The 23247-nt window shown below is 24.1% G+C and carries 28 protein-coding genes and 3 pseudogenes; 18 read left to right on the plus strand and 13 right to left on the minus strand.

All coding sequences use genetic code 4. From position 1 onward, the window contains the following. Positions 1-31: 31 nt before the first annotated feature. On the minus strand, positions 32-682 hold the full coding sequence (locus ACXUB0_RS00315; RefSeq protein ID WP_458257371.1) for a hypothetical protein: 651 nt from the start codon (positions 680-682) through the stop codon (positions 32-34). Between the two features lie 172 nt (positions 683-854). On the opposite strand from ACXUB0_RS00315, the pseudogene ACXUB0_RS00320 reads away from it, so the two are divergent. Beyond that, positions 855-1974: pseudogene (locus ACXUB0_RS00320) on the plus strand (IS3 family transposase). Here the strand turns inward: ACXUB0_RS00320 and ACXUB0_RS00325 are convergent. The 3 genes from ACXUB0_RS00325 to ACXUB0_RS00335 form a co-directional block, all read right to left on the minus strand. Then, positions 1961-2293 carry a hypothetical protein gene (locus ACXUB0_RS00325; protein WP_458257372.1) on the minus strand — a complete coding sequence of 111 codons (333 nt, stop codon included), beginning with the start codon at positions 2291-2293 and terminating at the stop codon, positions 1961-1963. The pseudogene ACXUB0_RS00320 and the gene ACXUB0_RS00325 sit on opposite strands and share 14 nt — an antisense overlap. Positions 2294-3108: 815 nt before the next feature. Then, complete coding sequence (locus ACXUB0_RS00330) at positions 3109-4419, minus strand: glucose-6-phosphate isomerase (RefSeq protein ID WP_458257373.1); 1311 nt, start codon at positions 4417-4419, stop codon at positions 3109-3111. 170 nt (positions 4420-4589) lie between these two features. Beyond that, positions 4590-4967 carry a S1 RNA-binding domain-containing protein gene (locus tag ACXUB0_RS00335; protein WP_252318945.1) on the minus strand — a complete coding sequence of 126 codons (378 nt, stop codon included), beginning with the start codon at positions 4965-4967 and terminating at the stop codon, positions 4590-4592. Between the two features lie 343 nt (positions 4968-5310). Here ACXUB0_RS00335 and ACXUB0_RS00340 point away from each other — a divergent pair, with 343 nt between their 5' ends. The 3 genes from ACXUB0_RS00340 (at position 5311) to ACXUB0_RS00350 (ending at position 7285) form a co-directional block, all read left to right on the plus strand. Beyond that, a complete protein-coding gene (locus ACXUB0_RS00340; RefSeq protein WP_458257374.1) occupies positions 5311-5709 on the plus strand; it encodes a hypothetical protein in 399 nt (132 codons plus the stop codon). Positions 5710-6070: 361 nt separating this feature from the next. Next, entirely contained in the window at positions 6071-6490 is a 420-nt protein-coding gene (locus tag ACXUB0_RS00345; protein WP_458257375.1) for a hypothetical protein, read from the plus strand. A 351-nt stretch (positions 6491-6841) separates the two neighbouring features. Next, positions 6842-7285, plus strand: a complete 444-nt coding sequence (locus ACXUB0_RS00350; RefSeq protein WP_458257376.1) for a hypothetical protein — start codon at positions 6842-6844, stop codon at positions 7283-7285. A 33-nt stretch (positions 7286-7318) separates the two neighbouring features. On the opposite strand, the pseudogene ACXUB0_RS00355 reads toward ACXUB0_RS00350, so the two are convergent. Then, a pseudogene (locus ACXUB0_RS00355) lies at positions 7319-8347 on the minus strand (IS256 family transposase); the annotation flags it as partial. Between the two features lie 118 nt (positions 8348-8465). Here ACXUB0_RS00355 and ACXUB0_RS00360 point away from each other — a divergent pair. From ACXUB0_RS00360 to ACXUB0_RS00390, 7 genes are all read left to right on the plus strand, one after another. Next, positions 8466-8666 (plus strand): hypothetical protein, encoded by a 201-nt coding sequence (locus ACXUB0_RS00360; RefSeq protein WP_458257377.1) that lies wholly within the window; start codon positions 8466-8468, stop codon positions 8664-8666. 130 nt (positions 8667-8796) lie between these two features. Further along, positions 8797-8964 carry a hypothetical protein gene (locus ACXUB0_RS00365; protein ID WP_458257378.1) on the plus strand — a complete coding sequence of 56 codons (168 nt, stop codon included), beginning with the start codon at positions 8797-8799 and terminating at the stop codon, positions 8962-8964. A gap of 209 nt (positions 8965-9173) precedes the next feature. Next, positions 9174-9365: a hypothetical protein gene (locus ACXUB0_RS00370; RefSeq protein ID WP_174481173.1), complete on the plus strand. Its 192-nt coding sequence runs from the start codon at positions 9174-9176 to the stop codon at positions 9363-9365. A 2-nt stretch (positions 9366-9367) separates the two neighbouring features. Next, the gene (locus ACXUB0_RS00375) at positions 9368-9811 is read left to right on the plus strand and encodes a hypothetical protein (protein WP_458257379.1); all 444 of its coding nucleotides are present in this window, start codon (positions 9368-9370) and stop codon (positions 9809-9811) included. A 44-nt stretch (positions 9812-9855) separates the two neighbouring features. Then, complete coding sequence (locus ACXUB0_RS00380) at positions 9856-10419, plus strand: hypothetical protein (protein WP_458257380.1); 564 nt, start codon at positions 9856-9858, stop codon at positions 10417-10419. Between the two features lie 9 nt (positions 10420-10428). After that, the gene (locus ACXUB0_RS00385) at positions 10429-10692 is read left to right on the plus strand and encodes a hypothetical protein (RefSeq protein WP_458257381.1); all 264 of its coding nucleotides are present in this window, start codon (positions 10429-10431) and stop codon (positions 10690-10692) included. Beyond that, entirely contained in the window at positions 10692-11615 is a 924-nt protein-coding gene (locus ACXUB0_RS00390) for a hypothetical protein (RefSeq protein ID WP_458257382.1), read from the plus strand. Before ACXUB0_RS00385 ends, ACXUB0_RS00390 begins: the two co-directional genes overlap by 1 nt. Before the next feature lie 7 nt (positions 11616-11622). On the opposite strand, the gene ACXUB0_RS00395 is transcribed toward ACXUB0_RS00390, so the two are convergent. The 3 genes from ACXUB0_RS00395 to ACXUB0_RS00405 form a co-directional block, all read right to left on the minus strand. Further along, positions 11623-12270, minus strand: a complete 648-nt coding sequence (locus ACXUB0_RS00395; protein WP_458257383.1) for an oleate hydratase — start codon at positions 12268-12270, stop codon at positions 11623-11625. After that, positions 12218-12427, minus strand: a complete 210-nt coding sequence (locus ACXUB0_RS00400) for an oleate hydratase (protein ID WP_458258769.1) — start codon at positions 12425-12427, stop codon at positions 12218-12220. The genes ACXUB0_RS00395 and ACXUB0_RS00400 overlap by 53 nt, the downstream gene beginning before the upstream one ends. Beyond that, positions 12399-13519, minus strand: a protein-coding gene (locus tag ACXUB0_RS00405; RefSeq protein WP_458257384.1) for an IS3 family transposase whose coding sequence is annotated in 2 segments (ribosomal slippage) — positions 12399-13243 and positions 13243-13519 — 1122 coding nt in all. Because the reading frame shifts where the segments join, the coding sequence is not laid out codon by codon here. Before ACXUB0_RS00405 ends, ACXUB0_RS00400 begins: the two co-directional genes overlap by 29 nt. 71 nt (positions 13520-13590) lie before the next feature. On the opposite strand from ACXUB0_RS00405, the pseudogene ACXUB0_RS00410 reads away from it, so the two are divergent. Beyond that, a pseudogene (locus ACXUB0_RS00410) lies at positions 13591-13920 on the plus strand (transposase); the annotation flags it as partial. Here ACXUB0_RS00410 and ACXUB0_RS00415 read toward each other — a convergent pair. Next, positions 13913-14218 carry a hypothetical protein gene (locus ACXUB0_RS00415; protein ID WP_458257385.1) on the minus strand — a complete coding sequence of 102 codons (306 nt, stop codon included), beginning with the start codon at positions 14216-14218 and terminating at the stop codon, positions 13913-13915. The pseudogene ACXUB0_RS00410 and the gene ACXUB0_RS00415 overlap by 8 nt on opposite strands. Positions 14219-14686: 468 nt before the next feature. On the opposite strand from ACXUB0_RS00415, the gene ACXUB0_RS00420 reads away from it, so the two are divergent. Together ACXUB0_RS00420 and ACXUB0_RS00425 are read left to right on the plus strand one after the other, a co-directional pair. Further along, entirely contained in the window at positions 14687-15049 is a 363-nt protein-coding gene (locus ACXUB0_RS00420) for a hypothetical protein (protein ID WP_458257386.1), read from the plus strand. After that, positions 15012-15728, plus strand: coding sequence for a hypothetical protein (locus ACXUB0_RS00425; RefSeq protein WP_458257387.1), 717 nt, complete (start codon positions 15012-15014; stop codon positions 15726-15728). The genes ACXUB0_RS00420 and ACXUB0_RS00425 overlap by 38 nt, the downstream gene beginning before the upstream one ends. Positions 15729-15788: 60 nt before the next feature. Here ACXUB0_RS00425 and ACXUB0_RS00430 read toward each other — a convergent pair whose 3' ends face one another. Together ACXUB0_RS00430 and ACXUB0_RS00435 are read right to left on the minus strand one after the other, a co-directional pair. After that, positions 15789-16760: a 3'-5' exoribonuclease YhaM family protein gene (locus ACXUB0_RS00430; RefSeq protein WP_252318981.1), complete on the minus strand. Its 972-nt coding sequence runs from the start codon at positions 16758-16760 to the stop codon at positions 15789-15791. A 14-nt stretch (positions 16761-16774) separates the two neighbouring features. Continuing rightward, positions 16775-18457: a phospho-sugar mutase gene (locus tag ACXUB0_RS00435; RefSeq protein WP_458257388.1), complete on the minus strand. Its 1683-nt coding sequence runs from the start codon at positions 18455-18457 to the stop codon at positions 16775-16777. A 563-nt stretch (positions 18458-19020) separates the two neighbouring features. On the opposite strand from ACXUB0_RS00435, the gene ACXUB0_RS00440 reads away from it, so the two are divergent. Continuing rightward, on the plus strand, positions 19021-19272 hold the full coding sequence (locus ACXUB0_RS00440) for a hypothetical protein (RefSeq protein ID WP_458257389.1): 252 nt from the start codon (positions 19021-19023) through the stop codon (positions 19270-19272). Between the two features lie 29 nt (positions 19273-19301). Here ACXUB0_RS00440 and ACXUB0_RS00445 read toward each other — a convergent pair whose 3' ends face one another. Together ACXUB0_RS00445 and ACXUB0_RS00450 are read right to left on the minus strand one after the other, a co-directional pair. Continuing rightward, positions 19302-20516: an IS256 family transposase gene (locus tag ACXUB0_RS00445; protein WP_458258770.1), complete on the minus strand. Its 1215-nt coding sequence runs from the start codon at positions 20514-20516 to the stop codon at positions 19302-19304. Positions 20517-20625: 109 nt separating this feature from the next. Then, positions 20626-20763, minus strand: coding sequence for a hypothetical protein (locus tag ACXUB0_RS00450; RefSeq protein WP_458257390.1), 138 nt, complete (start codon positions 20761-20763; stop codon positions 20626-20628). A gap of 197 nt (positions 20764-20960) precedes the next feature. On the opposite strand from ACXUB0_RS00450, the gene ACXUB0_RS00455 reads away from it, so the two are divergent. From ACXUB0_RS00455 to ACXUB0_RS00465, 3 genes are read left to right on the plus strand one after another with little or no spacing between them, the layout of a single operon-like run. After that, positions 20961-21575 (plus strand): hypothetical protein, encoded by a 615-nt coding sequence (locus tag ACXUB0_RS00455; protein WP_458257391.1) that lies wholly within the window; start codon positions 20961-20963, stop codon positions 21573-21575. 24 nt (positions 21576-21599) lie between these two features. Beyond that, the gene (locus ACXUB0_RS00460) at positions 21600-22013 is read left to right on the plus strand and encodes a hypothetical protein (RefSeq protein WP_458257392.1); all 414 of its coding nucleotides are present in this window, start codon (positions 21600-21602) and stop codon (positions 22011-22013) included. Between the two features lie 9 nt (positions 22014-22022). Beyond that, the gene (locus ACXUB0_RS00465; protein WP_458257393.1) at positions 22023-22871 is read left to right on the plus strand and encodes a hypothetical protein; all 849 of its coding nucleotides are present in this window, start codon (positions 22023-22025) and stop codon (positions 22869-22871) included. The last annotated feature ends 376 nt before the right edge of the window (positions 22872-23247 follow it).

Consider the following 23247-nt stretch of genomic DNA (forward strand, 5'->3'; position numbering starts at 1 on the left):
ATTTTTCAACTATAAAATAACATTTATGATATTAATTTAATCAAAAATAAGTTAAAAAAGATCCTAAACAGGTTCTAACAGGACCTCTATATATTTCATTTTCATTATCATCAACTAAATCATCATATAATTTAATTTGTTTTGATAATGTAAATTCTTTTTGTTCATTAATTAATTCATCAACTTGATTTCTGGTATAAAATGCTTTTAAATCAATTTTTTCAACATCTATTTCATCATCATTATAATTTGATAATATTTGTTTTAATTCTGTTAGTCTTGCCAATATTTTCATTCTACTTGGTGCTAAATCTCAAACATTAATTGTAGGAATACTATTTGCACTAAATTGACTACCATTATTAAACTGAATAGTAGCATCAACATTAAATTCAATTGGTGTACGATTAAATACTCAATGTTCAGCGGTTACAAAAACCATATATCTTAATGTTTCTTTAATTAATTCATCTTTAAAACTATCAAAAGGAAATTTAGATAAAATAAAACCAAGATAAGCATTAATATCATTTTGAGCATGAATAGCAAAAGTTTTAAATCAATCATTAACATTTGGTCATGTTTGTATATATTGCTGTGGTGTTTCTGTAATTTTTCCAGTTAATGGATATCAGTTATTATAATTTTCTAGACTGACACCAGTTCAAAGTTTATTAATCATATTTTATCATTCCTTAAAAAATGCTTTTTTATAATGTTTAGTTTTTGTTTTAGTTTTTCTATGTGATATATGTATAATTTCTTTTTGTAATTTCTTTGGATGGGTTACACTTTATTGGACACTAATTACGTAGACAAGTGAACAAATTAGTGAAAAGAAAGGAAGTATAATTATGGCCAATATTAACTCATATTCAGATGAATTTAAAAAACAAATAGTAGCTTTATATCAAAGCGGTAAGTCAGTGTCTTGTCTTGCTAAAGAGTACAATGTTACAAGAGCAGCTACTTATAATTGAATTAAGCAATTTACTAATTCAGGTAGTTTTAAAACTAAAGATAATCGTTCTGTTGAAGAAAATGAATTAATTAAATTAAGAAAAGAATTAAAACAATTAAGAATGGAAAATGATATTTTAAAGCAAGCAGCACTAATAATAGGCAGAAAGTAGAAATTATTGCTAAAATAAAGTTAAATATAAAATTCGTACAATGTGTCGTTTTTTGAAAATATCTAAATCAACATATTATTTTAACTTAAAGAAAAAAGAAAATAAAATCAAAAATAATATGTATGATGAATCTGTTATTAGTGCTTTTAAAGAAAATAAAGAAGTTTATGGTACTAGAAGATTAAAAAAAATTTTAGAAAACCAAGAAATTTATTTGTCACGCAGAAAAATTAAAGAAATTATGAATAAGCATAATTTAATATCAAAATACACTAAATTATCATTCAAAAATCATCATAATAAAGTCAATAATAGTCAAATAACCAATCTTGTTAATAGAAACTTTAATAATAGGGTTAAAAATGAAGTTATTGTTAGTGATTTAACTTACGTTCAAGTTAATGGTAAATGAAACTATATTTGCCTATTAATAGACCTATTTAACCGAGAAATTATTGGACATAGTGTTGGAGTTAAAAAAGATGCATTACTAGTATATCAAGCATTTATGCAATCAAATCGCTGTTTAAAAGATATCCAAATATTTCATAGTGATCGAGGTAATGAATTTAACAATAAAATTATTAATAATCTTTTATTAGCATTCAATATTACTCGATCTTTAAGCAAAAAAGGTTGTCCTTATGATAATGCTGTTGCTGAAGCAACTTTTAAAACTTTCAAAACTGAATTTATTAATGATAAAAATTTTACATCATTAATCCAATTAAAATTAGAATTATTTGATTATATCAATTGATACAACAACATAAGAATCCACAGCACTTTAAACTACTTAACTCCTATCAAATATCAAGAACAAGTGTCTACCAAAAAATAGTCCTAAAAAGTGTTGCCATTCCAGTTAATGGTTCAAGTTTTATATCATTAAGATAATATTCTTTTGGAGCAATTGGTTTATTAACAATTATTTTTTGGTCTTTAATATATGGTTCTAATAATTTTATTAATTCATTACCACTTAATTCTCTTTTAATATTTTCTAAATTAAAAACTCAATACGTGTAACTGTTGTCAACAATAAAAGAATTATTTTTAATCATTCATTTTGGCAGTGATAATCTATATTCAACATAATCAATAAGAATAGATTGTGGTTTATCTTTAACAATTTGTTCTTTTTTAAATTCTATTTGCATAATAATCCTTTCCTAAATATGTCCTGTTGCTTCCTAGCATAAAGGACATAGACATATAATTTGATTTTTAGATTATTAATAATACTACTATTCGTTTTATTCATTCCATCAATTCTGGGCTCAAAAATAAATTGTGAAATTTTAAAAAACATCGAGGCATTCGATTCAATATTTATTTAATTTGCGTTTAGCAAATTAATATTTTAATTGAACCGGCACTGCTCAATTTTTTTTACAAGTTTGAAATTTATTTTCTCGCCCAAAAAAATTTTTCAAAAAAAATAAAAAATAAAACCAACACTTGCTCACTGGAGAGTGGCAAGGTTGGTTAAATTAAGAATAATAATAGTTCGTCCCCACTTCGGGTCTATATATACTAGTTTCCAATTCGCTCCCACCCCAAAATTACCATTACTGGTTAGTATATTTTATTAGGTATCACTCCACTTATTATTTATCCATGCAAGTCCACATGGCTAGCTACTATTTTTAACAACTGTGTTGTAGTTCACTTTTTTAGTTCCCTAACACGTGTTGATAATAGCGTTAAAGACGGTTCTTAAAAATTTTAAAATTTTACAATTACAAAAAAAAGACAAGATTTTTATTCTCGTCTTTTGTCATTTATTTTTAATTCAAGGGTAAAAAAAGAAAGGAGCTATTTTTAAAACTTTTTAGTTACCGACATCTTCGGTACGCTCCCTTGTAAATTAATAAGTGAAGAACAACTAAGTAAGTTATATAAAAACCATTCTGAAAAGAATGGTTTTTATATAACTATATTTTAATGTTTTATTAAATTTATTATTAGGAAATTATTTTTTACCTAATAATGTAAACATTTTCTTTTTGTATACTTCAACACCAGGTTGGTTAAATGGGTCAACACCTAATAATTTTGCACTAACAGCACAAGCCTTCATAAAGAAATAACTAGCATAACCAAACATTTTGCCATCCATTGTATCCCATTCTAATAAAATATTTGGTGTTTTTCCTACTATTTCATCACTATGAGCTTCAATAGTTCCTTGTAAGGCAATATTATTAATTTCATGTAAAGAATGTTTTGTTAAATAGTTTAATTGATCATTGTTTTCTTTATCAAGTGGAATTTTGATATCTTTATTAGGTTTTTTGATTTTTATTACTGTTTCAAAAAACATTTTTGAACCTTCTTGAATAAATTGGCCCATTGAATGTAAATCAGTTGAAAAAACAACACTAGCTGGTAATAATCCTTTGCCATCCTTACCTTCTGACTCACCAAATAATTGTTTTCATCATTCACATAACATTTGCATTTGTAATTCATAGCTTACTAAAATTTCAACTGCTTTATTATTAGTTTTATGTAAATGATAGCGAGAAACTGCATATAAATAGGCATCATTAACATCAATTTTATCACTTTTACATTCTTTTGCTGCTAATTGCGCACCAGCAATAATTTCTTCACAGTTAATTCCTGCTACCATCATCGGAAAAATACCAACAGGAGTTAAAACAGAGTATCTACCACCGATATTATCGGGAATAACAAAGCTTTCATATCCTTCTTCTTTTGCCAAATCATGGAGTACTCCTCTTGTTTTATCAGTAGTAGCGATAATTCTGTTATTAACAATATTCTTATTTTTCTTTTGTTTAATTAATAGTTCTTTTAACAAACGAAAGGCAATTGCTGGTTCAGTAGTAGTTCCTGATTTAGAAATAACATTAATGGCAAATTCTTTATCTTTTAAATATGATAAAACTTGGTGAACATAAGTTGAACTCATGGTATTACCCATATAAATTACTTTAACAGGAGCCGTATTATTAAATAAACCTTGCACCATATCAATTCCTGCTCTAGCACCTAAGTATGATCCACCAATACCAATTACTACTAAAACTTGTATTTCTTTTTGTAGTTTCAATGCTAGAGTTTTCATTCGTTTTCAAGACTCTTGAAAAGTAATGTCTTTTTGGTATGCAAATGGAAAATCAATTCATCCTAATCAACCATCTTCATTTTTAGCATTACTTTCCAGTTCAGCGTTAATCACCGTTACTTTTTCTTGATATAAAGTTGATAATTCTTTCATATCTAAATTAGTAAACTTTAAATTAGTTTTTATCACTATTCTATAACCTCCTTATAGTATTTAAAATTAAAATATTAATTCGTAATAATACTATTTAATATTTATAATAAAAATATAGTTGTAAAAATTTTAGATTGCAAGAAAATAATAAAAAATATTGCCATTAAATAGCAATATTTTTTATTATTTGGAAGAAAAATAGTATTTTAATTATTTTCTTCTTTTTTAAATCAATTATCAACAGTTTCTCTTATTGGTGCAAATCCTTTACCATTTTCTTCAATTGAAGAATTATTCTTTGCAACTAATCCTTGTTCTTTTGTACTTAAACTTAATTGTTGTTTAGTATGATCAATACCTGTTATTTCTGCTTTAACTGATGTACCAATTGTAAAATAATCACTAACATTTTTAACAAATTTAGGGGTAATACGACTAATGTGAATTAAACCAGAAAATCCATTTGGACACTTACAAAAAACTCCAAATTCCTTTATTCCAGTTGGAGTTACGGTAATAATGTCACCAACTTGAAATTGTTGAACATTTGATTCATTTTCTTCATTTTTAATAATTGTACTCATAATAAGTTAATTCCTCTTTCTTTTGTATAATTTAATAATACATAGAAATATTATAACATTATATTTAATCTTGAAGTTAAAATTAATAATATTAATTTTATGAATTTTTAAACATTAGAATGAGAAATTATTAATTGATTTTAAATTTAAAGATTATTAAAATATTAAATTTGTTAGCAATTTCTTTATTTTTAAAGAAATGAATGTTACTTGTAACAATATTACAACAATATTACTAATTTTTTTTAATATTTTTCTTTATTTTATACTTAAAATGGTAAGTTAATATAGATATTTTATTTTATATGATGTAATCAAAAAAGATTTGGATATTAAAGAAAAATTGGATTTACATGTTGCAAAGTTAGATAATGACTGTATTATTTGTTATGAAATTTTATTAAAATTATCAAAAGAAAATGTGATTTTTTCTGAAAAATTAGAAAAATGAAAATTATATTATAAAACAAATGAATTAAAAAAAGAAATTGTTGAAGTTGGTAATAAGGTTGAGAAACCAAATTCTAGTTTCTTTTTAAAGTGATTTTTTATTCTTTTAGTTGCTCCTTTATCTATGTTATTTTGATTATTTAAAGATAATGGTTATTTTTGTGTTAATCATATTGAAATAAAATTTTTAAAAGAAGAAAGAATAAAAAAGATAATTATTTATTCTTTTATTTCATTAATATGATTAACATTAATTTTGTGTTTTTATTTTTTTGTTTGTAGTAAATGGTAATTTAATTGAATTATTTTAATAATATAACTTGTATATATATATATATAATGGTTAATAGCAAAGATGTAAAGTTTTACCAACCATTTAACTTTATGTTTTTGCTTTTTTTGTGTCAATATCGAGTGAAAATTTCCCAAAAATATTTATCAAAAATTAAATTATTTTGGAAAGTTACACTGTTAAATAAACACAAATTCTAAATAACCCCTAAAATTTAGTTCCTTGTTTTCATATAGGAACTTTTTTATTTACAAACCAATTTTTAATGAATATAATAAATATGAATTAAAAATAGTTTTAGAAACCTAATTGTTTTATTTTTAAACAATTAGGTTTCTAATTTTGAAAGGATTTTTAATATATGGATAAACAATTACAAGAAAGTCAAAATCAAATTTCTAAGTTAAGTAATGAATTTAGAAGTTTGGAGAAAAAGCTAGATAATGAAAAAAGAAAAGAAAAAGAAATAAATAAAAAAATATCTTGTTTAACAAATCAAGATATTAACAATAAAAATGAATTAAAAATAAGAAATGAAATAAGAAAATATGAAAATGAACATAGAATTATTTCTCAAAAAGTAAATTATTTTGAAATTAAATTTAATTCAATAAAAGAAGAATTAAAAAAAATATCAAATTTAAAAATGGAAATTTATAACAAAAATTTAGAAAAGTTAAAAATAAAAAAGTTTGATGAAGTTGAAATTAATAGCTTTGAAAATAAAAATTATAAGGGTTTTAAAATAAAATCACTAAAATTAAAAAATAAACAGCCCTAAAAAGGGCTGTTTTAAATCGAATTATTATTAATTATAAGTTATATAAATAACTTCACTTTTGGGAAATTATTACTCGATAACTAATAGGAAATTTTTACTAAATAATGACAAATTTTGCTTTTTTTGTGTCAATATCGAATGAAAATTTCCTAAAAATATTTATCAAAAAATTAAATTATTTTGGAAAGTTACACTATTAAATAAACACAAATTCCAAATAACCTTTAAAATTTTAATTCCTGTTTTTAATATAGGATTTTTTTTGTATAATTTAATTAAACTTAATATAAGTTTTTAACTCATTGCTTTAATTTCAAAGTAAATGAGTTTTTATTTTGAAAGGATGAAAAAATGAATAAAAATTTACAAGAAGAATATGAATGAATTAATAAAGAATTGATAAAAATAATCATTGATAAAAATCAATTTACTCCAGAAATTATTAGTAATAGAGTTAATTTAGCTCAAACTACTATTGTTGATATTAATGAAAATTTAAAAAAACAAAAGATTAGCAAATTTAAAAAAATTAGTTATTTAATATTAAAAATATTTACTTTTGGAAAAATTGATAAAAATAAAATAATTAAAGAAAAAAATGATTTTTTTATAAAAATATCAAAAGAACTTTTTGGAAATATTAAAAAAGTAAAAGAATTATATATAAGAAAATCAAATAGTGAAATAAATATAGATGTTAATAAAATTAATAATGCAACTTTAAATAATTTATTAATAAATCCGAAGAGGCTTTTTAGAAATCTGTGTATCTTTGTTTTACAAAGTACTAGTTAAGATTAATTCTATCTTCAAATTTTATCATAAAATGAGCAATTGCTGTATTTCAATTTTGAAACTAATAAAAACTATCAAATTTTCTCAATTTTTATATCAAGATTTAGCAATTTGAGGATATTGTTTATTTCACTTATTTTCAAATGTTTCTAAAGCCTGCATTGCTTGTTCTTCACTACATGCAGTATAAATTGGTTTTAAATCTGCAACTAGAGATTTTCTATGCTTATATGAGACATATTTCAAACTATTTCTAATTTGATGAACGATGCATAATTGATGTTCTGTTTTAGGATAAACTGATTGTATTGCTTCTGACATTCCTGTTAAATTATCACTACAAGCAATAAGAATATCATTTAAGCCTCGATTTTTCATTTCTGTGAAATTGGCTAATCAAAATTTAGAACCTTCATTTTCACTAATTCATAAGCCTAAAACATCTTTTTTACCTTCTAAATCAACTCCTAAAGCTGTATAGACAGATTTGTTAATAATGCGTTTATCTTGTCGTATTTTAACTACTATGCAATCAAAATAAACAATCGGATAAATACTATCTAATGGTCGATTTTGCCATGCTTTTACATCATCAATAACATCATCAGTAATTTGACTAATAACACTTTCACTAATATCAGCACCATGATATAACTCTTGTAATTGCATTCTAATATCTGATAATGTCATACCTTTTGCATATAAAGAAAGAACTTGTTGATCAAAACCATCAAATCTTCTTTGTCTTTTTGCAATTATTAAAGGATTAAAATTACTATTGCGATCTCGTGGTACATCAATCTCAATTTTACCTTGTTGAGTTATTAATTTTTTTGAACTTATACCATTACGAGCATTGTCACTATTACTATGTTGATTCTTATCATATCCTAAATAATTTTGCATCTCAGAATTCAACATTTTTTCTACTAATCTTTTTGTTAATTCTTTATACAAACCTCCCTCTTTAAAAACTGTTGTTAAATCTTCAGTATTTTCTAATAATAAATCTACTGCTTTTGATATTGGATCATTATTATTAATATTTTGCTTTTTAGCCATCTGTAATTCACTCTTTCTAGGTTTATTATAGAATTAATTAAACATAGTTATTTTTGTAAGTTACACAGATTATTAAACATTACCTTTGGTTTTTGTTTTACCTTTATTAGGTAAAATTTTGCCAGTTGTTAATGCTTTGTTACAAACTATTTATATGCAGTATTTAAGTTCTTTTGCTGGATTACATACTGTGACCCTTTTTATTAAGTCGTTTTTTTATGATAGTTTATACACTTTACCTTTGCCTATTCTTGCTTTAATAAATGTTAGTTTTGTATTTTATTTAATTTTGGGATTATTTAGATTTACAAGACATTAGGATGTGAAATTATGTTTATACCTTTTATTACAACTGTTATGCAATTATTTGCTTCAATTTTTATGAAGTTTTTTAGTTTTCCACTTGGTGATTTAGGTTTTAATTTGGGTACTTTGATGATATTTTGATTTTGCTTAGATTTGCATTTAGGGTTATTTTACCCGAATTAATGTTACCAACATTAGGTTTAGGTTATGGTGTTAAAAAAATTGCTAAGTCTTCTGTTTTAGTTGGTAAAACAATTGCCAAGGGTCATAAACAAACACAAGATTTTAGTGGAATAAATGTAGGTAAATAATTATGTCTGATTTTGTTTTTAGTATATTGCATTTTATTTTTATATTTTCTAGTAAAGATATTCAAATATTTTTAAATCAATCAAATATTACTAATGAAGTTTATATTTTGTTTAATTTGACTTTTTGGTTGGTGTTAGGTGTGTTTTTTAATTTTATTTATCGTAGTATTAAATTTATTTTTAGGTCATTATTTGGGTAGGTGTTAGTTATGAGTGTTTTAGAAATTTATAATAAAATACATCAATGTATTGTTGATTATTGAACTATGTTTATAGGTAGTCCAGTTGATGATTTTACTACTATTTTATGAAACTTAGTAGTTTATGGAACTCAATTTTTTATTGGATTTGTTTTGTTTTATGGTTCATGGTGAATTTTAAAATGTTTATTTGGTAAATAATTATGTGATTTAAGTTTGCTAAATTATTTTTTGTTGTAAATACTTCTGTTCAAGCACCCACTAGTTTAATTGCTTCAAATGACCCTAATATTGTTAATTATGATATTACAAAAGATATGATTAAACATTTAAAATATAATGATTTTAATGATTGAGCAACAATACCATGAAATTCTGCTTATTTTGATGTTGACCAACCGGATTTAAAATTAGTTAGTGGTTATTTTTATGATTTTTATAATCCAAATTATAAATATTTTTTAAATTACGTTAGTGATGTTACTGGTGTTTCAAAAAAACATGTTGATTTTGATGGTCATTTATTTTTAAATGCTGAGCAGTTGAATGCTTTTTCACGTATTATGATTTGGTACAGTCTAATCAAAGTAATTTTTTTGAATTTGGTAGTAATGTTGCAATTCAAAAAAAATTTAGTTTTCAATTAAAATTTGTAATTTCTAAACCTTTGAGTTTTTATATACAAGGTTTTATGTTTTATTTTGATTTTTTAAATTTTCTTTATTTTGGTTCAACATTTAGATTTTCTTTTTTGGATTATGATGGTAATACAGAATATGATTTTAAAGGAGAAATTGATAGTCAGTTTTGTTCAAGAAATATTTATAATTTTATTACTATGCCAGTTCGTGTTCCAAATTTAAAATATTTAACTGTTGATTTTGATATTCTTTCTACTATTGGAAATCCACAAAAGTCAATGTCACTTAAATTTGGTCAGATGAATATTTTTTCTTCCAAAGATATTAATCCAGTACCCCCAAATAGTCCTTTTAACCCTAATTATGAACGAGTTATTTGATATGATTTTTTTGGTCAATTGCGTAATGCTTTTAGATGAGTACTTTATGGTGTTGTTGGTAAAGTTTTACCCGTTGAACCTTTAAGAGAATTTTTTGCTAAACTTGACGGATTATTGAGACGTATTTTTGATGATACTATTAGTTCTGTTTTAAATGTTGATTTTACTAGTGGTTTAGAACAAGTTTTAACTTTATGAGTATTTTTAAAAGCAGTAGGATTTTTAGTTGGTTAGGAGTTTATTATGAAAAAGAAAGATTTATTTGAAATTTGTAGTGGAGTTATTTTTTGTTTTTTAATATCATCGCTTACTGCGTTATTTTTTGATTTTGATGTAGACAAATTAAAGTTATTTTTTGAAAATGCTAGTTTTGGTTCAAAATTTTTAATTCTCTTTTTTGATTTTATTTTTCCCTTTATTTTAAGTTCATATTTTGTAGAGTTTTGTTTTTGAATTAAAAATAAGTTTAAAAATAAGTTTAAAAATAAAAGTAAGGTGGTTAAATAATGCCTTGATATGGTTATTTACTTTTAGGAATTTTATTATTAATAATACTTTATCCGTTTTTGATAACAAGAAAAAATATAAAGATATTACAACGTGTAGGTAGTTATATAATTTCAGCACCACCACGTACTGGTAAATCTGCTCTTGCTTGTTGTTTAGCACAAAAACATAAGGGTAGGGTAGTAAGTCCTATTCCTATTAAAGTACGTAATGAGTATAGTTATCGTTGTTCTTATGATGATGTTTTTAAATTTAATCAATTAAATAGTAATTATGCTTTTAAAGAGAATGATATGCTTGTTTTTGATGAATTAGGTTTAAAAATTAATAGTAATGATTTGTCACCCGAATTTAAAGAAACACAAGAAAGTTTAGGAATGTTTTGTAAATTAATAGGTCATAATTTTAATGGAATTATGTATATGATTGAACAACATCCTGATAGAATACCAAAACAAGCACGTGAAAAAGTTGAATATATTGTGCAAGTTAAAAGAATGCGTATTTTGTTATTTTTAGTTAAGTTTAAACTAAATATTTATACTAATGTTGATGATTATAATAAAGTTGTATTATCTAAAAGACAAACAAAGCGAATAATTAAACGTGGTGGATTACCACCTAGTTATAGTGGTGAAACTATGACTTTTAGTTTATGATTTCCTAGGTCTTATTTACAAAGATATAATAGTCGTGCTTTAAATTATATTCATTCGTTAAAGAGTGAATTAAGTACTGTTAAAGACTATGAACAATCACAAGCATTAGATTTTACTGTTGATGATATTAGAGCAGTAGGATTAGATAAGTTGGATAATATATTACAAACTGAAAAGAAAGAAACTGAAAATACTGTATGTCGTACTTGTTATTATAGAAATAAGCATTCTAATAAAAATAAGAAAAATTTTAAAATAGAATAAACCTATATTATTGGTCGAAGCCAACCAGAACCTTGGTTGGTTGGCCGCGGGGTTTAGCCCCGCTGGGGTGAGTTGCGAAGCAACTAGGGGCAAAGCCCCTATATACTTGAGCTTTTTCCATGCCAGAACATTCAGTAATACTTTTTTTAATATAATCTCCTTCTTTATTTGAAAGTAATCCATAGATTCAAACAACTAATTGATCATCTGATTGGCTTTTAAAGTGTGGTTGACGATTTAAGGTATAACTTAAAATTCAACTTGAATTGATAGCAGTAACAATTCCACCAGTTACAACTTTTTTAGCATACGGATCTCTTTTGCTGATTTTTTCAATATAAGGTGCTATTTTTTTATCTAGAGTTGTTAATGTTGCTGAGATAAATCAATTTTCTTTTGGTAAATTTGCATAAAATTTTTCTGGTTTTCCAAAATCTTTACTTTGCTTTGCCAAATTTTCTCATAATTCTCAACTTCCACCTAATTGGAGTTGTTCACTAATTGGTGCTGGAGTATTATGATCACCATATGTTGTACTTTCAGTAATACTGCCATTAGTTACAAAAACGAAATCGTTTTCTTTTAATATTATTTGTTGTTCTTTATTCTTTTTTTGAAAAATGATTTTTTTTGCAATTTTTTTCTTTATTTTCATTTTCTGAAATTATAATATTTTTTACTATTGTTTCATAGTGAAAAACAACACCTTGTTCTTCTAAGTGAGAAATTAATGGTAAAACAAGTGATTCGTATTGATTGTTGGAATGGCAACACTTTTTAGGACTATTTTTTGGTAGACACTTGTTCTTGATATTTGATAGGAGTTAAGTAGTTTAAAGTGCTGTGGATTCTTATGTTGTTGTATCAATTGATATAATCAAATAATTCTAATTTTAATTGGATTAATGATGTAAAATTTTTATCATTAATAAATTCAGTTTTGAAAGTTTTAAAAGTTGCTTCAGCAACAGCATTATCATAAGGAAAACCTTTTTTGCTTAAAGATCGAGTAATATTGAATGCTAATAAAAGATTATTAATAATTTTATTGTTAAATTCATTACCTCGATCACTATGAAATATTTGGATATCTTTTAAACATCGATTTGATTGCATAAATGCTTGATATACTAGTAATGCATCTTTTTTAACTCCAACACTATGTCCAATAATTTCGCGGTTAAATAGGTCTATTAATAGGCAAATATAGTTTCATTTACCATTAACTTGAACGTAAGTTAAATCACTAACAATAACTTCATTTTTAACCCTATTATTAAAGTTTCTATTAACAAGATTGGTTATTTGACTATTATTGACTTTATTATGATGATTTTTGAATGATAATTTAGTGTATTTTGATATTAAATTATGCTTATTCATAATTTCTTTAATTTTTCTGCGTGATAAATAAATTTCTTGGTTTTCTAAAATTTTTTTTAATCTTCTAGTACCATAAACTTCTTTATTTTCTTTAAAAGCACTAATAACAGCTTCATCATACATATTATTTTTGATTTTATTTTCTTTTTTCTTTAAGTTAAAATAATATGTTGATTTAGATATTTTCAAAAAACGACACATTGTGCGAATTTTATATTTAACTTTATTTTTAGCAATAATTTCTACTTTCTGCCTATTATTAGTGCTGCTTGCTTTAAAATATCATTTTCCATTCTTAATTGTTTTAATTCTTTTCTTAATTTAATTAATTCATTTTCTTCAACAGAACGATTATCTTTAGTTTTAAAACTACCTGAATTAGTAAATTGCTTAATTCAATTATAAGTAGCTGCTCTTGTAACATTGTACTCTTTAGCAAGACAAGACACTGACTTACCGCTTTGATATAAAGCTACTATTTGTTTTTTAAATTCATCTGAATATGAGTTAATATTGGCCATAATTATACTTCCTTTCTTTTCACTAATTTGTTCACTTGTCTACGTAATTAGTGTCCAATAAAGTGTAACCCATCCAAACATTTGAAAATAAGTGAAATAAACAATATCCTCAAATTGCTAAATCTTGATATAAAAATTGAGAAAATTTGATAGTTTTTATTAGTTATCCAACAGAAATTAAAAGAGTAATTTATACCACAAATGCTATTGAATCTGTTAATAGTCAATTACGAAAAGTTATCAGAAATAAAAAAGTTTTTCCTAATGATATGGAAAAATTGAAAATATTTTATTTAGCAATTGAAAATATAACAAAAAAATGAACAATGCCCATTCAAAATTGAAATACAGCAATTGCTCATTTTATGATAAAATTTGAAGATAGAATTAATCTTAACTAGTACTTTGTAAAACAAAGATACACAGATTTCTAAAAAGCCTCAAAAAATCATTTTTTTCTTTAATTATTTTATTTTTATCAATTTTTCCAAAAGTAAATATTTTTAATATTAAATAACTAATTTTTTTAAATTTGCTAATCTTTTGTTTTTTTAAATTTTCATTAATATCAACAATAGTAGTTTGAGCTAAATTAACTCTATTACTAATAATTTCTGGAGTAAATTGATTTTTATCAATGATTATTTTTATCAATTCTTTATTAATTCATTCATATTCTTCTTGTAAATTTTTATTCATTTTTTCATCCTTTCAAAATAAAAACTCATTTACTTTGAAATTAAAGCAATGAGTTAAAAACTTATATTAAGTTTAATTAAATTATACAAAAAAATCCTATATTAAAAACAGGAATTAAAATTTTAAAGGTTATTTGGAATTTGTGTTTATTTAACAGTGTAACTTTCCAAAATAATTTAATTTTTTGATAAATATTTTTAGGAAATTTTCATTCGATATTGACAACAATAAAAGAAAAACGTTACTTAATAACATTTTCTTTACTAGTAATAGATAATTATAATTTTTAATTAAAAAATAATTTTAAAATATATAAAAAAGAAAAGAAATTTTTTAAAAAAATAACTTAATTTACAAGTATTTTTGCATATTAAAGTTATATTGTAAAATATTTGGTTTTCATATATTATTAATTCAAAATCTTTATTGGTTTTTAAATTAACTTATTATTTTTAAGCGAGGTAAAAAATGAAAAACTTAGTAAAATTATTATCGATCTTAACAATATCAACACCAATACCATTATCAGTTGTTGCTTGTGATAATAACACAACACAAAAAACAGAATTAAAAGATAAAATTACTAAACTAACAACAAATATTACTGTAGATGTTAATAAAAGTAATAAAAAATTAGATACATTAATAAATAATACAATAGAAGTTAAAAACTTAAATCCAAAGTTAGGTAACCCTGTAATTAAATATTTTAGTGATAAAGAAGCTAAAAATGATATAACTACTAAATTACAAAAAGTTGGTGATTTATATATAGTTATTACTAGCAATAGTAATGATTTGAATTATCAAGGTTCAACAAGCGCCAATTAAAATAAATATAAAAGAACAATCTGATAAAACTGATTTAAGTACTATTACTCAATTAACTGGTTTAGACATTATTGCTAATCCAAGTAAAAGTTATAAAGAATTAATTAGTAATATAAATAGTTTTGATGAATTTAAGTCAATACCATTAGCTGCTGGTTATCAACTTCAATTTTATAACGAAAATAATGAAGAAATAACAAACAATAAACAAGAACTTGAAAAAGTATCTAAAATAGTTGTCAAAATAAGTAGTAATTCAAATGATCCAAATTATCAAGGTTCAACAATGATTGATATAACTAAACAAACAATTATTTCAGATATTGATATGCAAAATTATTTTGCAAAGACAACTTTGCCATTCGCTTCATGAGCACCAGCAACTTCAACTAAAGCAACAATGAATAAACAAGAAGCAGTAACAGATGTTATAAATAAATTAAAAAAATTACAAAAAGATTCAGAATTAGCTGTTAAAGTTTTATTAAAAGGTATGTATAAAGAAAAAATTGATTTTAATAAGCTTAGAAATGAAAATGAAATTTATGATAAAAATGAAAAGCCAGTACCTAATGATTGATTTAAAGATAAAGAATCAGATAAAGAAGCAAATGTATTGATTTTTTATGGTAATACAGAAACTGGTTATTTTTATCCTATAAAAATAAATATAAATTAATTTATTAAAATTTATGATAAAAAATAAACTCTCTTTTAATTAAAAGAGAGTTTTTATTATTTAAACTTTTTTATTTTTTTCTTTTAAATTTTGATGTTTATAGAACATTCTATTTTCAATACTTGCAATACGAGCAGTTGATTCACCAACATTAATATTAACCAATGCTTCATCAATTGCATAGATCTTTGCATCTAAGTTATCTAAATGATGTAAAATTTCAGCTTCTATTGTTTTTGGTAAGACAGGTGAACCATATTCATATTTACCATGACTAGCTAATATTAGATGCTGTAATAAAACTACGATTTCTTCTTCTAAGTTAATATTTAATTCTTTACAAGCGAGTGTAACTTGCATTGCGCCTAATGAAATATGACCAATCATTTTACCTGATAGTGTATATGAACTAATAGGATTATTATTTAATTCAACCATTTTTCCATAATCATGCATAATGATTCCTGCATATAATAGTTCACTATTAATATTACGATCATTATAAAGTGCTACTACTTGTTTTGCCATTCTTAACATTGTTACTGAGTGTCATAATAAACCGCTTTGAACAGCATGATGCATTTTAACTGCTGCTGGTCACTTCTTATAATCATCAATATTTTTTTTATTAAAACATTGGATTAATACTTTTTTTAAAATTGGATTTTTAAATTCCTTTATTGTTTGACTAATTTCAGTTCATGCTTCAATAATATTAATTGGTGCTTGTGTAAGTAATAAATCATAATATTCACTAGGATTAGTAATAATAGTTCAATTATTAATTTTTAGTTGTATTTCATTATTATAATTAATGCTATTTGCTTCAATTTTAATTACTTGTCCTATTGTTAATTGTTCAATAGTTTCTTTGCTTACGTCTCAAATTCTTGCTGAAATTGTCCCAGTTTTATCTTGTAATTGTAAGTTTAAATAATTAGTATTGTTAGAAGCAACACCTTGAATTACTCGATTAATAATTACTACTAAACTTAAAACATTATTAGGTTTAATATCTTTAATTACAGTCATTTTTTAGTTCCTTTCTATCATTTTATATCTTTGATATTTAGATATTTGATAGCTAATTCTTCATACATTTTTCTCATTTTTAATTGTGCATCATTAATGGTTTTATCAACACAAACAAAATAGAATTTAATTTTTGGCTCAGTTCCACTAGGTCTAACAGCAAATCATGAACCATCACTGAAGTAAAATTTTAGTAAATTTTGCGATGGCATTCCATGTAAACCAGTTTGATAATCTTCAACTTTAATTGTTTTAATATTATTAAGTGTTGGTATTTTACTAGTTCTTAATGTTTCTAACATATTATTAATAGTATTTTGTCCTGTTTTGCCTTTTAAAATAAGATTAACAGTATAACAGTAATAATATCCAAATTTTTGATAAATATTTTCTAAAACATCAACTAATGTTTTTTGTGACTTTTGATAATATCAAGCCGCTTCTGCTGCTACTATTGCTGATTGAATACCATCTTTGTCACGAGTAATATCTTTAATAACATAACCATATGCTTCTTCAAAACCAAAAACAAAGTTAATGTTACGTGCTTTTTCTTTTAGCATTTCTGTACCAATTCATTTAAAACCAGTTAACGTTTTAATAACTTGACATCCATATGATTTAGCAATCATATCAGATAAATTTGAAGTAACAAATGTATTGTACATAACAGGATTTTTTGGCATTGTTTTATTAAGTTGATAATGGCTTAATAAATATTCTAATAAAATTGGTGCTGTTTCATTACCTGTTAATAATACATAATCATTATTATGTTTTACAGCAATACCAATGCGATCAGCATCAGGATCATTTAAAATAATTAATGGTGCATCATGTTTTTTAGCATGTTTAATTGCTAAATCAAATGTTGGTTTTACTTCGGGATTGGGCGACACTACACCTTTAAAATCAGGATCATAGTTAGCTTGCTCTGTTACTAAAATAATTTCATAACCGCATTGTTCTAAAATTGGTTTAACTCATTCACGACTAGTACCGTGTAGATTAGAAAATACAATTTTAAAGTTACGATTTTTAACTTGTTGATAAAACTGTAAATTTTTAATATCGTCACGATAATTATCTTCTACTGTTGAAGGCACTTCTTTAATTAGGTTAGTATCATAATCGAATGTTAATTGAAAATCATCAGGCAATTGTTCCATTTTATTGCTAATTATATTGGTAACATTAGGAAGAAATTGACAGCCATATTGATCATAAATTTTATAACCATTATATTCAGGAGGATTATGACTGGCTGTAATAACAATTCCAGCAAGAGCATTAACTTTTCTAATACTATATGAAAGTACTGGTGTTGGTCTTAAATCATTATTTTTAAATAAAAAAACAGGAATTTTATGTTTAGCTAAAGTTTTTGCTGTTAACATTGTAAATTCTGCTGAAAAGTGACGATTATCATGAGCAATAATAACACCACGAAGTAAGTCTTTTTCAGAAAAGGCAGATTTTAAATATTGAATAAATGCGACAGTTGCCTTCATAATAATAATTTCATTAATTCTGCCGGTACCAACTCCAGTAATACCACGCATGCCAGCTGTACCAAATTCTAAAGTTGTAGTAAAAGCATCTTCAATTTCACTTTTAGACATTGTAGTTAATTGTTTTTTTAAGTGTTGCGGTAAGTTTTGCTTTTTTCAAATCTCATATGTTTTTAGTACATTCATTATTATTTCTCCTTTATAATAAAAAATTAAGTTTATAGGTAAATCATACTATAAAATAAGAAGAAAATAAATTTTAGTAGTTAATCTAAACATAAACTTTGAATTAAATAATAAAAAATAAAATTATTAAAAATTTCAATTTCAATCTTTAATAATTTTATTTTATTTTTATATTGATTGTGAATTGGTTTTATTTAGGGCGCATTGCAAACTTGGATACGATTTAATAAAAATATAAATGAGAGATAAAACTCTCATTTTTAATTGTTGAACAATTATAATTAATTATTTTATTAAACCAGCACTTTATTAAAGTAATTAATTATTACATAACTAAATAAAAAATTATTTAGGCTATTGTGTTGGAATTAACCAATAGTAATTTTTGTGTTACTCTTTGAAAATTTCAGAAATTTTGGTTCCCTTCCCCTAGAACCCCTACCCTCCAAGGCTTTGCTACTTACAGTAGCATAAGCCTTACGTAGTAGATTAGATAATTAGTTAGTAGTAATAAGCCTTTTATCACTGTAGGTGATAAGGCTTATACGTAGAAAGGATTCGTAATGATTAATGTTAATTTAGATATTAAAAATAAAGTTAGAGAAACAACTAAAGGTATGTTATTAGAAATTGGTGAATATGAAACATGATTTCCAATTAAAGATACTACTTTTGATAAAAATAATAAAAAAATAACATTAAAAATAATTGAAGATTTTAATTATAAATTAGGTAAAAAATCAATTACAAAAGATATTGAAAGTATTAAAGGTAGTGAAATTTTAAAATATATTAAAAATATTGAGGCTTTTTAGAAATCTGTGTATCTTTGTTTTACAAAGTACTAGTTAAGATTAATTCTATCTTCAAATTTTATCATAAAATGAGCAATTGCTGTATTTCAATTTTGAATGGGCATTGTTCATTTTTTTGTTATATTTTCAATTGCTAAATAAAATATTTTCAATTCTTCCATATCATTAGGAAAAACTTTTTTATTTCTGATAACTTTTCGTAATTGACTATTAACAGATTCAATAGCATTTGTGGTATAAATTACTCTTTTAATTTCTGTTGGATAACTAATAAAAACTATCAAATTTTCTCAATTTTTATATCAAGATTTAGCAATTTGAGGATATTGTTTATTTCACTTATTTTCAAATGTTTCTAAAGCCTGCATTGCTTGTTCTTCACTACATGCAGTATAAATTGGTTTTAAATCTGCAACTAGAGATTTTCTATGCTTATATGAGACATATTTCAAACTATTTCTAATTTGATGAACGATACATAATTGATGTTCTGTTTTAGGATAAACTGATTGTATTGCTTCTGACATTCCTGTTAAATTATCACTACAAGCAATAAGAATATCATTTAAGCCTCGATTTTTCATTTCTGTGAAATTGGCTAATCAAAATTTAGAACCTCCATTTTCACTAATTCATAAGCCTAAAACATCTTTTTTACCTTCTAAATCAACTCCTAAAGCTATATACACAGATTTGTTAATAATGCGTTTATCTTGTCGTATTTTAACTACTATGCAATCAAAATAAACAATCGGATAAATACTATCTAATGGTCGATTTTGTCATGCTTTTACATCATCAATAACATCATCAGTAATTTGACTAATAACACTTTCACTAATATCAGCACCATGATATAACTCTTGTAATTGCATTCTAATATCTGATAATGTCATACCTTTTGCATATAAAGAAAGAACTTGTTGATCAAAACCATCAAATCTTCTTTGTCTTTTTGCAATTATTACAGGATTAAAATTACTATTGCGATCTCGTGGTACATCAATCTCAATTTTACCTTGTTGAGTTATTAATTTTTTTGAACTTATACCATTACGAGCATTGTCACTATTACTATGTTGATTCTTATCATATCCTAAATAATTTTGCATCTCAGAATTCAACATTTTTTCTACTAATCTTTTTGTTAATTCTTTATACAAACCTCCCTCTTTAAAAACTGTTGTTAAATCTTCAGTATTTTCTAAGAACCTGTTTAGGATCTTTTTTAACTTATTTTTGATTAAATTAATATCATAAATGTTATTTTATAGTTGAAAAATAAATTTTTAATCGATAAGTTGTCAAATGATAAAATCTTTTTAACAAAAAAATGACAAAGAAAATAAAATGTTAATTAACTGTCAGGTTAGAAATAATTATTCCCTTTTTTAGTTTAATTATGTTTAAAACATTCCAAACAGGTTCTAATAATAAATCTACTGCTTTTGATATTGGATCATTATTATTAATATTTTGCTTTTTAGCCATCTGTAATTCACTCTTTCTAGGTTTATTATAGAATTAATTAAACATAGTTATTTTTGTAAGTTACACAGATTACTAAACATTACCGATTTTACTACTATTTTATGAAATTTAGTAGTTTATGGTACACAGTTTTTTATTGGATTTGTTTTGTTTTATGGTTCATGGTGAATTTTAAAATGTTTATTTGGTAAATAATTATGTGATTTAAGTTTGCAAAATTATTTTTTGTTGTAAATACTTCTGTTCAAGCACCCACTAGTTTAATTGTTTCAAATGACCCTAATGTTGTTAATTATGATATTAAAAAAGAAATGATTAAACACGTTAAGTATAATGATTTTAATGATTGAGCAACAATACCATGAAATTCTGCTTATTTTGACATTGACCAACCGGATTTAAAATTAGTTAGTGGTGAATATATTGGTAATCAGGGTACTTATATATGTTCTTATTATAGTGATACAGTTGGTGTTCCAAAACAACAGATAAATATGGGGTCTGGCGTTTATACTTTTAATAGAAAACAATTGGATGAATTTTCACGTATTATGTTTAATCATAATTATGTTTCAGAAAAGAATACTAATCATTTGAATTTTGTTAATAACGATAGGAGAGTTATAAATTTTCAAACACAGTTAAATTTTGAAATTGATAAACCTTTGAGTTTTTATATTCAAGGATTTATGTTTTATTTTGAATATGAACGTTTTAAAACTTTTACTGCTAATTTTACTTTTAGTTTTTTAGATTATGTTGGTAATACAAAGTATGTTTTTAAAGGTAAAGTGGATAATGATATTTATTAACAAGATTTATATAATTTTGTTACTTTGCCTATTCGTGTACCAAATTTAAAACATTTAAGAGTATTTTTTGACGTTCACGGTGATTCATATTCTTATATGTCACCACAATTAAATTTTGGTCAAATTAATATTTTTTCAAGTGAGAAAGTAACACCAGTACCGCCAAATAGTCCTTTTAACCCTGAGTATGAGCGTGTTAGTTGATATGATGTTTTTGGTCATTTACGTAATGCTTTTAGATGAGTACTTTATGGTGTTGTTGGTAAAGTTTTACCGGTGGAGCCATTAAGACAATTTCTTTTTACAACAGATAGTTTATTACGTCATATTTTTTCAGATACTATTAGTACTGATTTAAATGTTGATATTGTTAGTGGAATAGAAAATATTATACCTTTGTGATTATTTGTTAGAGCAATTAGTTTAATTATAGGTTAGGAGTTTATTATGCCTTGATATGGTTATGTGTTATTAGTTATAGGTTTGATTATGATTATTTATCCAATTTGTATAAATATTCGTAATGTTAAAATTTTAAAACGAGTTGGTAGTTATATTATTTCAGCACCACCACGTACTGGTAAATCTGCTCTTGCTTGTTCTCATAAAAAACGAGTAGTTAGTCCTTTTCCTATTAAATTAAAAAAAGGTTATTCTTATTTGGTTAATTATAATGATGTTTTTACTTTTAATCAGTTAGCAAGTAATTATGCTTTTGAAGAACAAGATTTAATAATTTTAGATGAATTAGCATTAAAGATAAATTCTAATGATTTAGGAATGCAGTTTAAAAATCAACAAGAAAGTTTAGGACAATTTTGTAAGTTAATAGGTCATATGTTTAATGGTACAATGTATTTGATTGAACAACATCCTAATAGAATACCAGTACAAGCAAGAGAAAAAGTAGAGTATGTTGTTCAAGTCAAAAGAATGCGTGTTTTTTTATTTTTTGTTGTGTTTAATATTAATTTATATACGAATATTGAGGATTATAATAAAGTAGTGTTTTCACGTCGTAGAACAAAGAAAATGATTAAAAGAGGCATTATGCCTCCAAGTTATAATGGTGAAGCAATGACTATGACTTTATTTTTTCCTAGACATTGGTTAAAGAGGTACAATTCTAGGGCTTTACATTATGTACATGAACTTAAAAGTGAATTGTCACCTAAGAAATACCTTAAAGAGGCAAGTAGCATTGATATGACTTATAGTGATATTAAATCTGCTGGTTTAGATAAATTGGATAATATTTTAAAGAAGAAAGATAAACTTAAAAATAAAGATAAATAAAAATGATTATAGTCCCAGTGAACCTACTGGGACTATAATTTGGGTGAGCCACGTAGTGGCGAGGGACGTAGTCCCTATAACTTGACATTAAAATGGTTATTTTTAAATGTAATAAGAACCTGTTTAGGATCTTTTTTAACTTATTTTTGATTAAATTAATATCATAAATGTTATTTTATAGTTGAAAAATAAATTTTTAATCGATAAGTTGTCAAATGATAAAATCTTTTTAACAAAAAAATGACAAAGAAAATAAAATGTTAATTAACTGTCAGGTTAGAAATAATTATTCTCTTTTTTAGTTTAATTATGTTTAAAAGATTCCAAACAGGTTCTAAGAACCTGTTTAGGATCTTTTTTAACTTATTTTTGATTA

The sequence above is a fragment of the Spiroplasma endosymbiont of Dactylopius coccus genome, assembly GCF_977110965.1.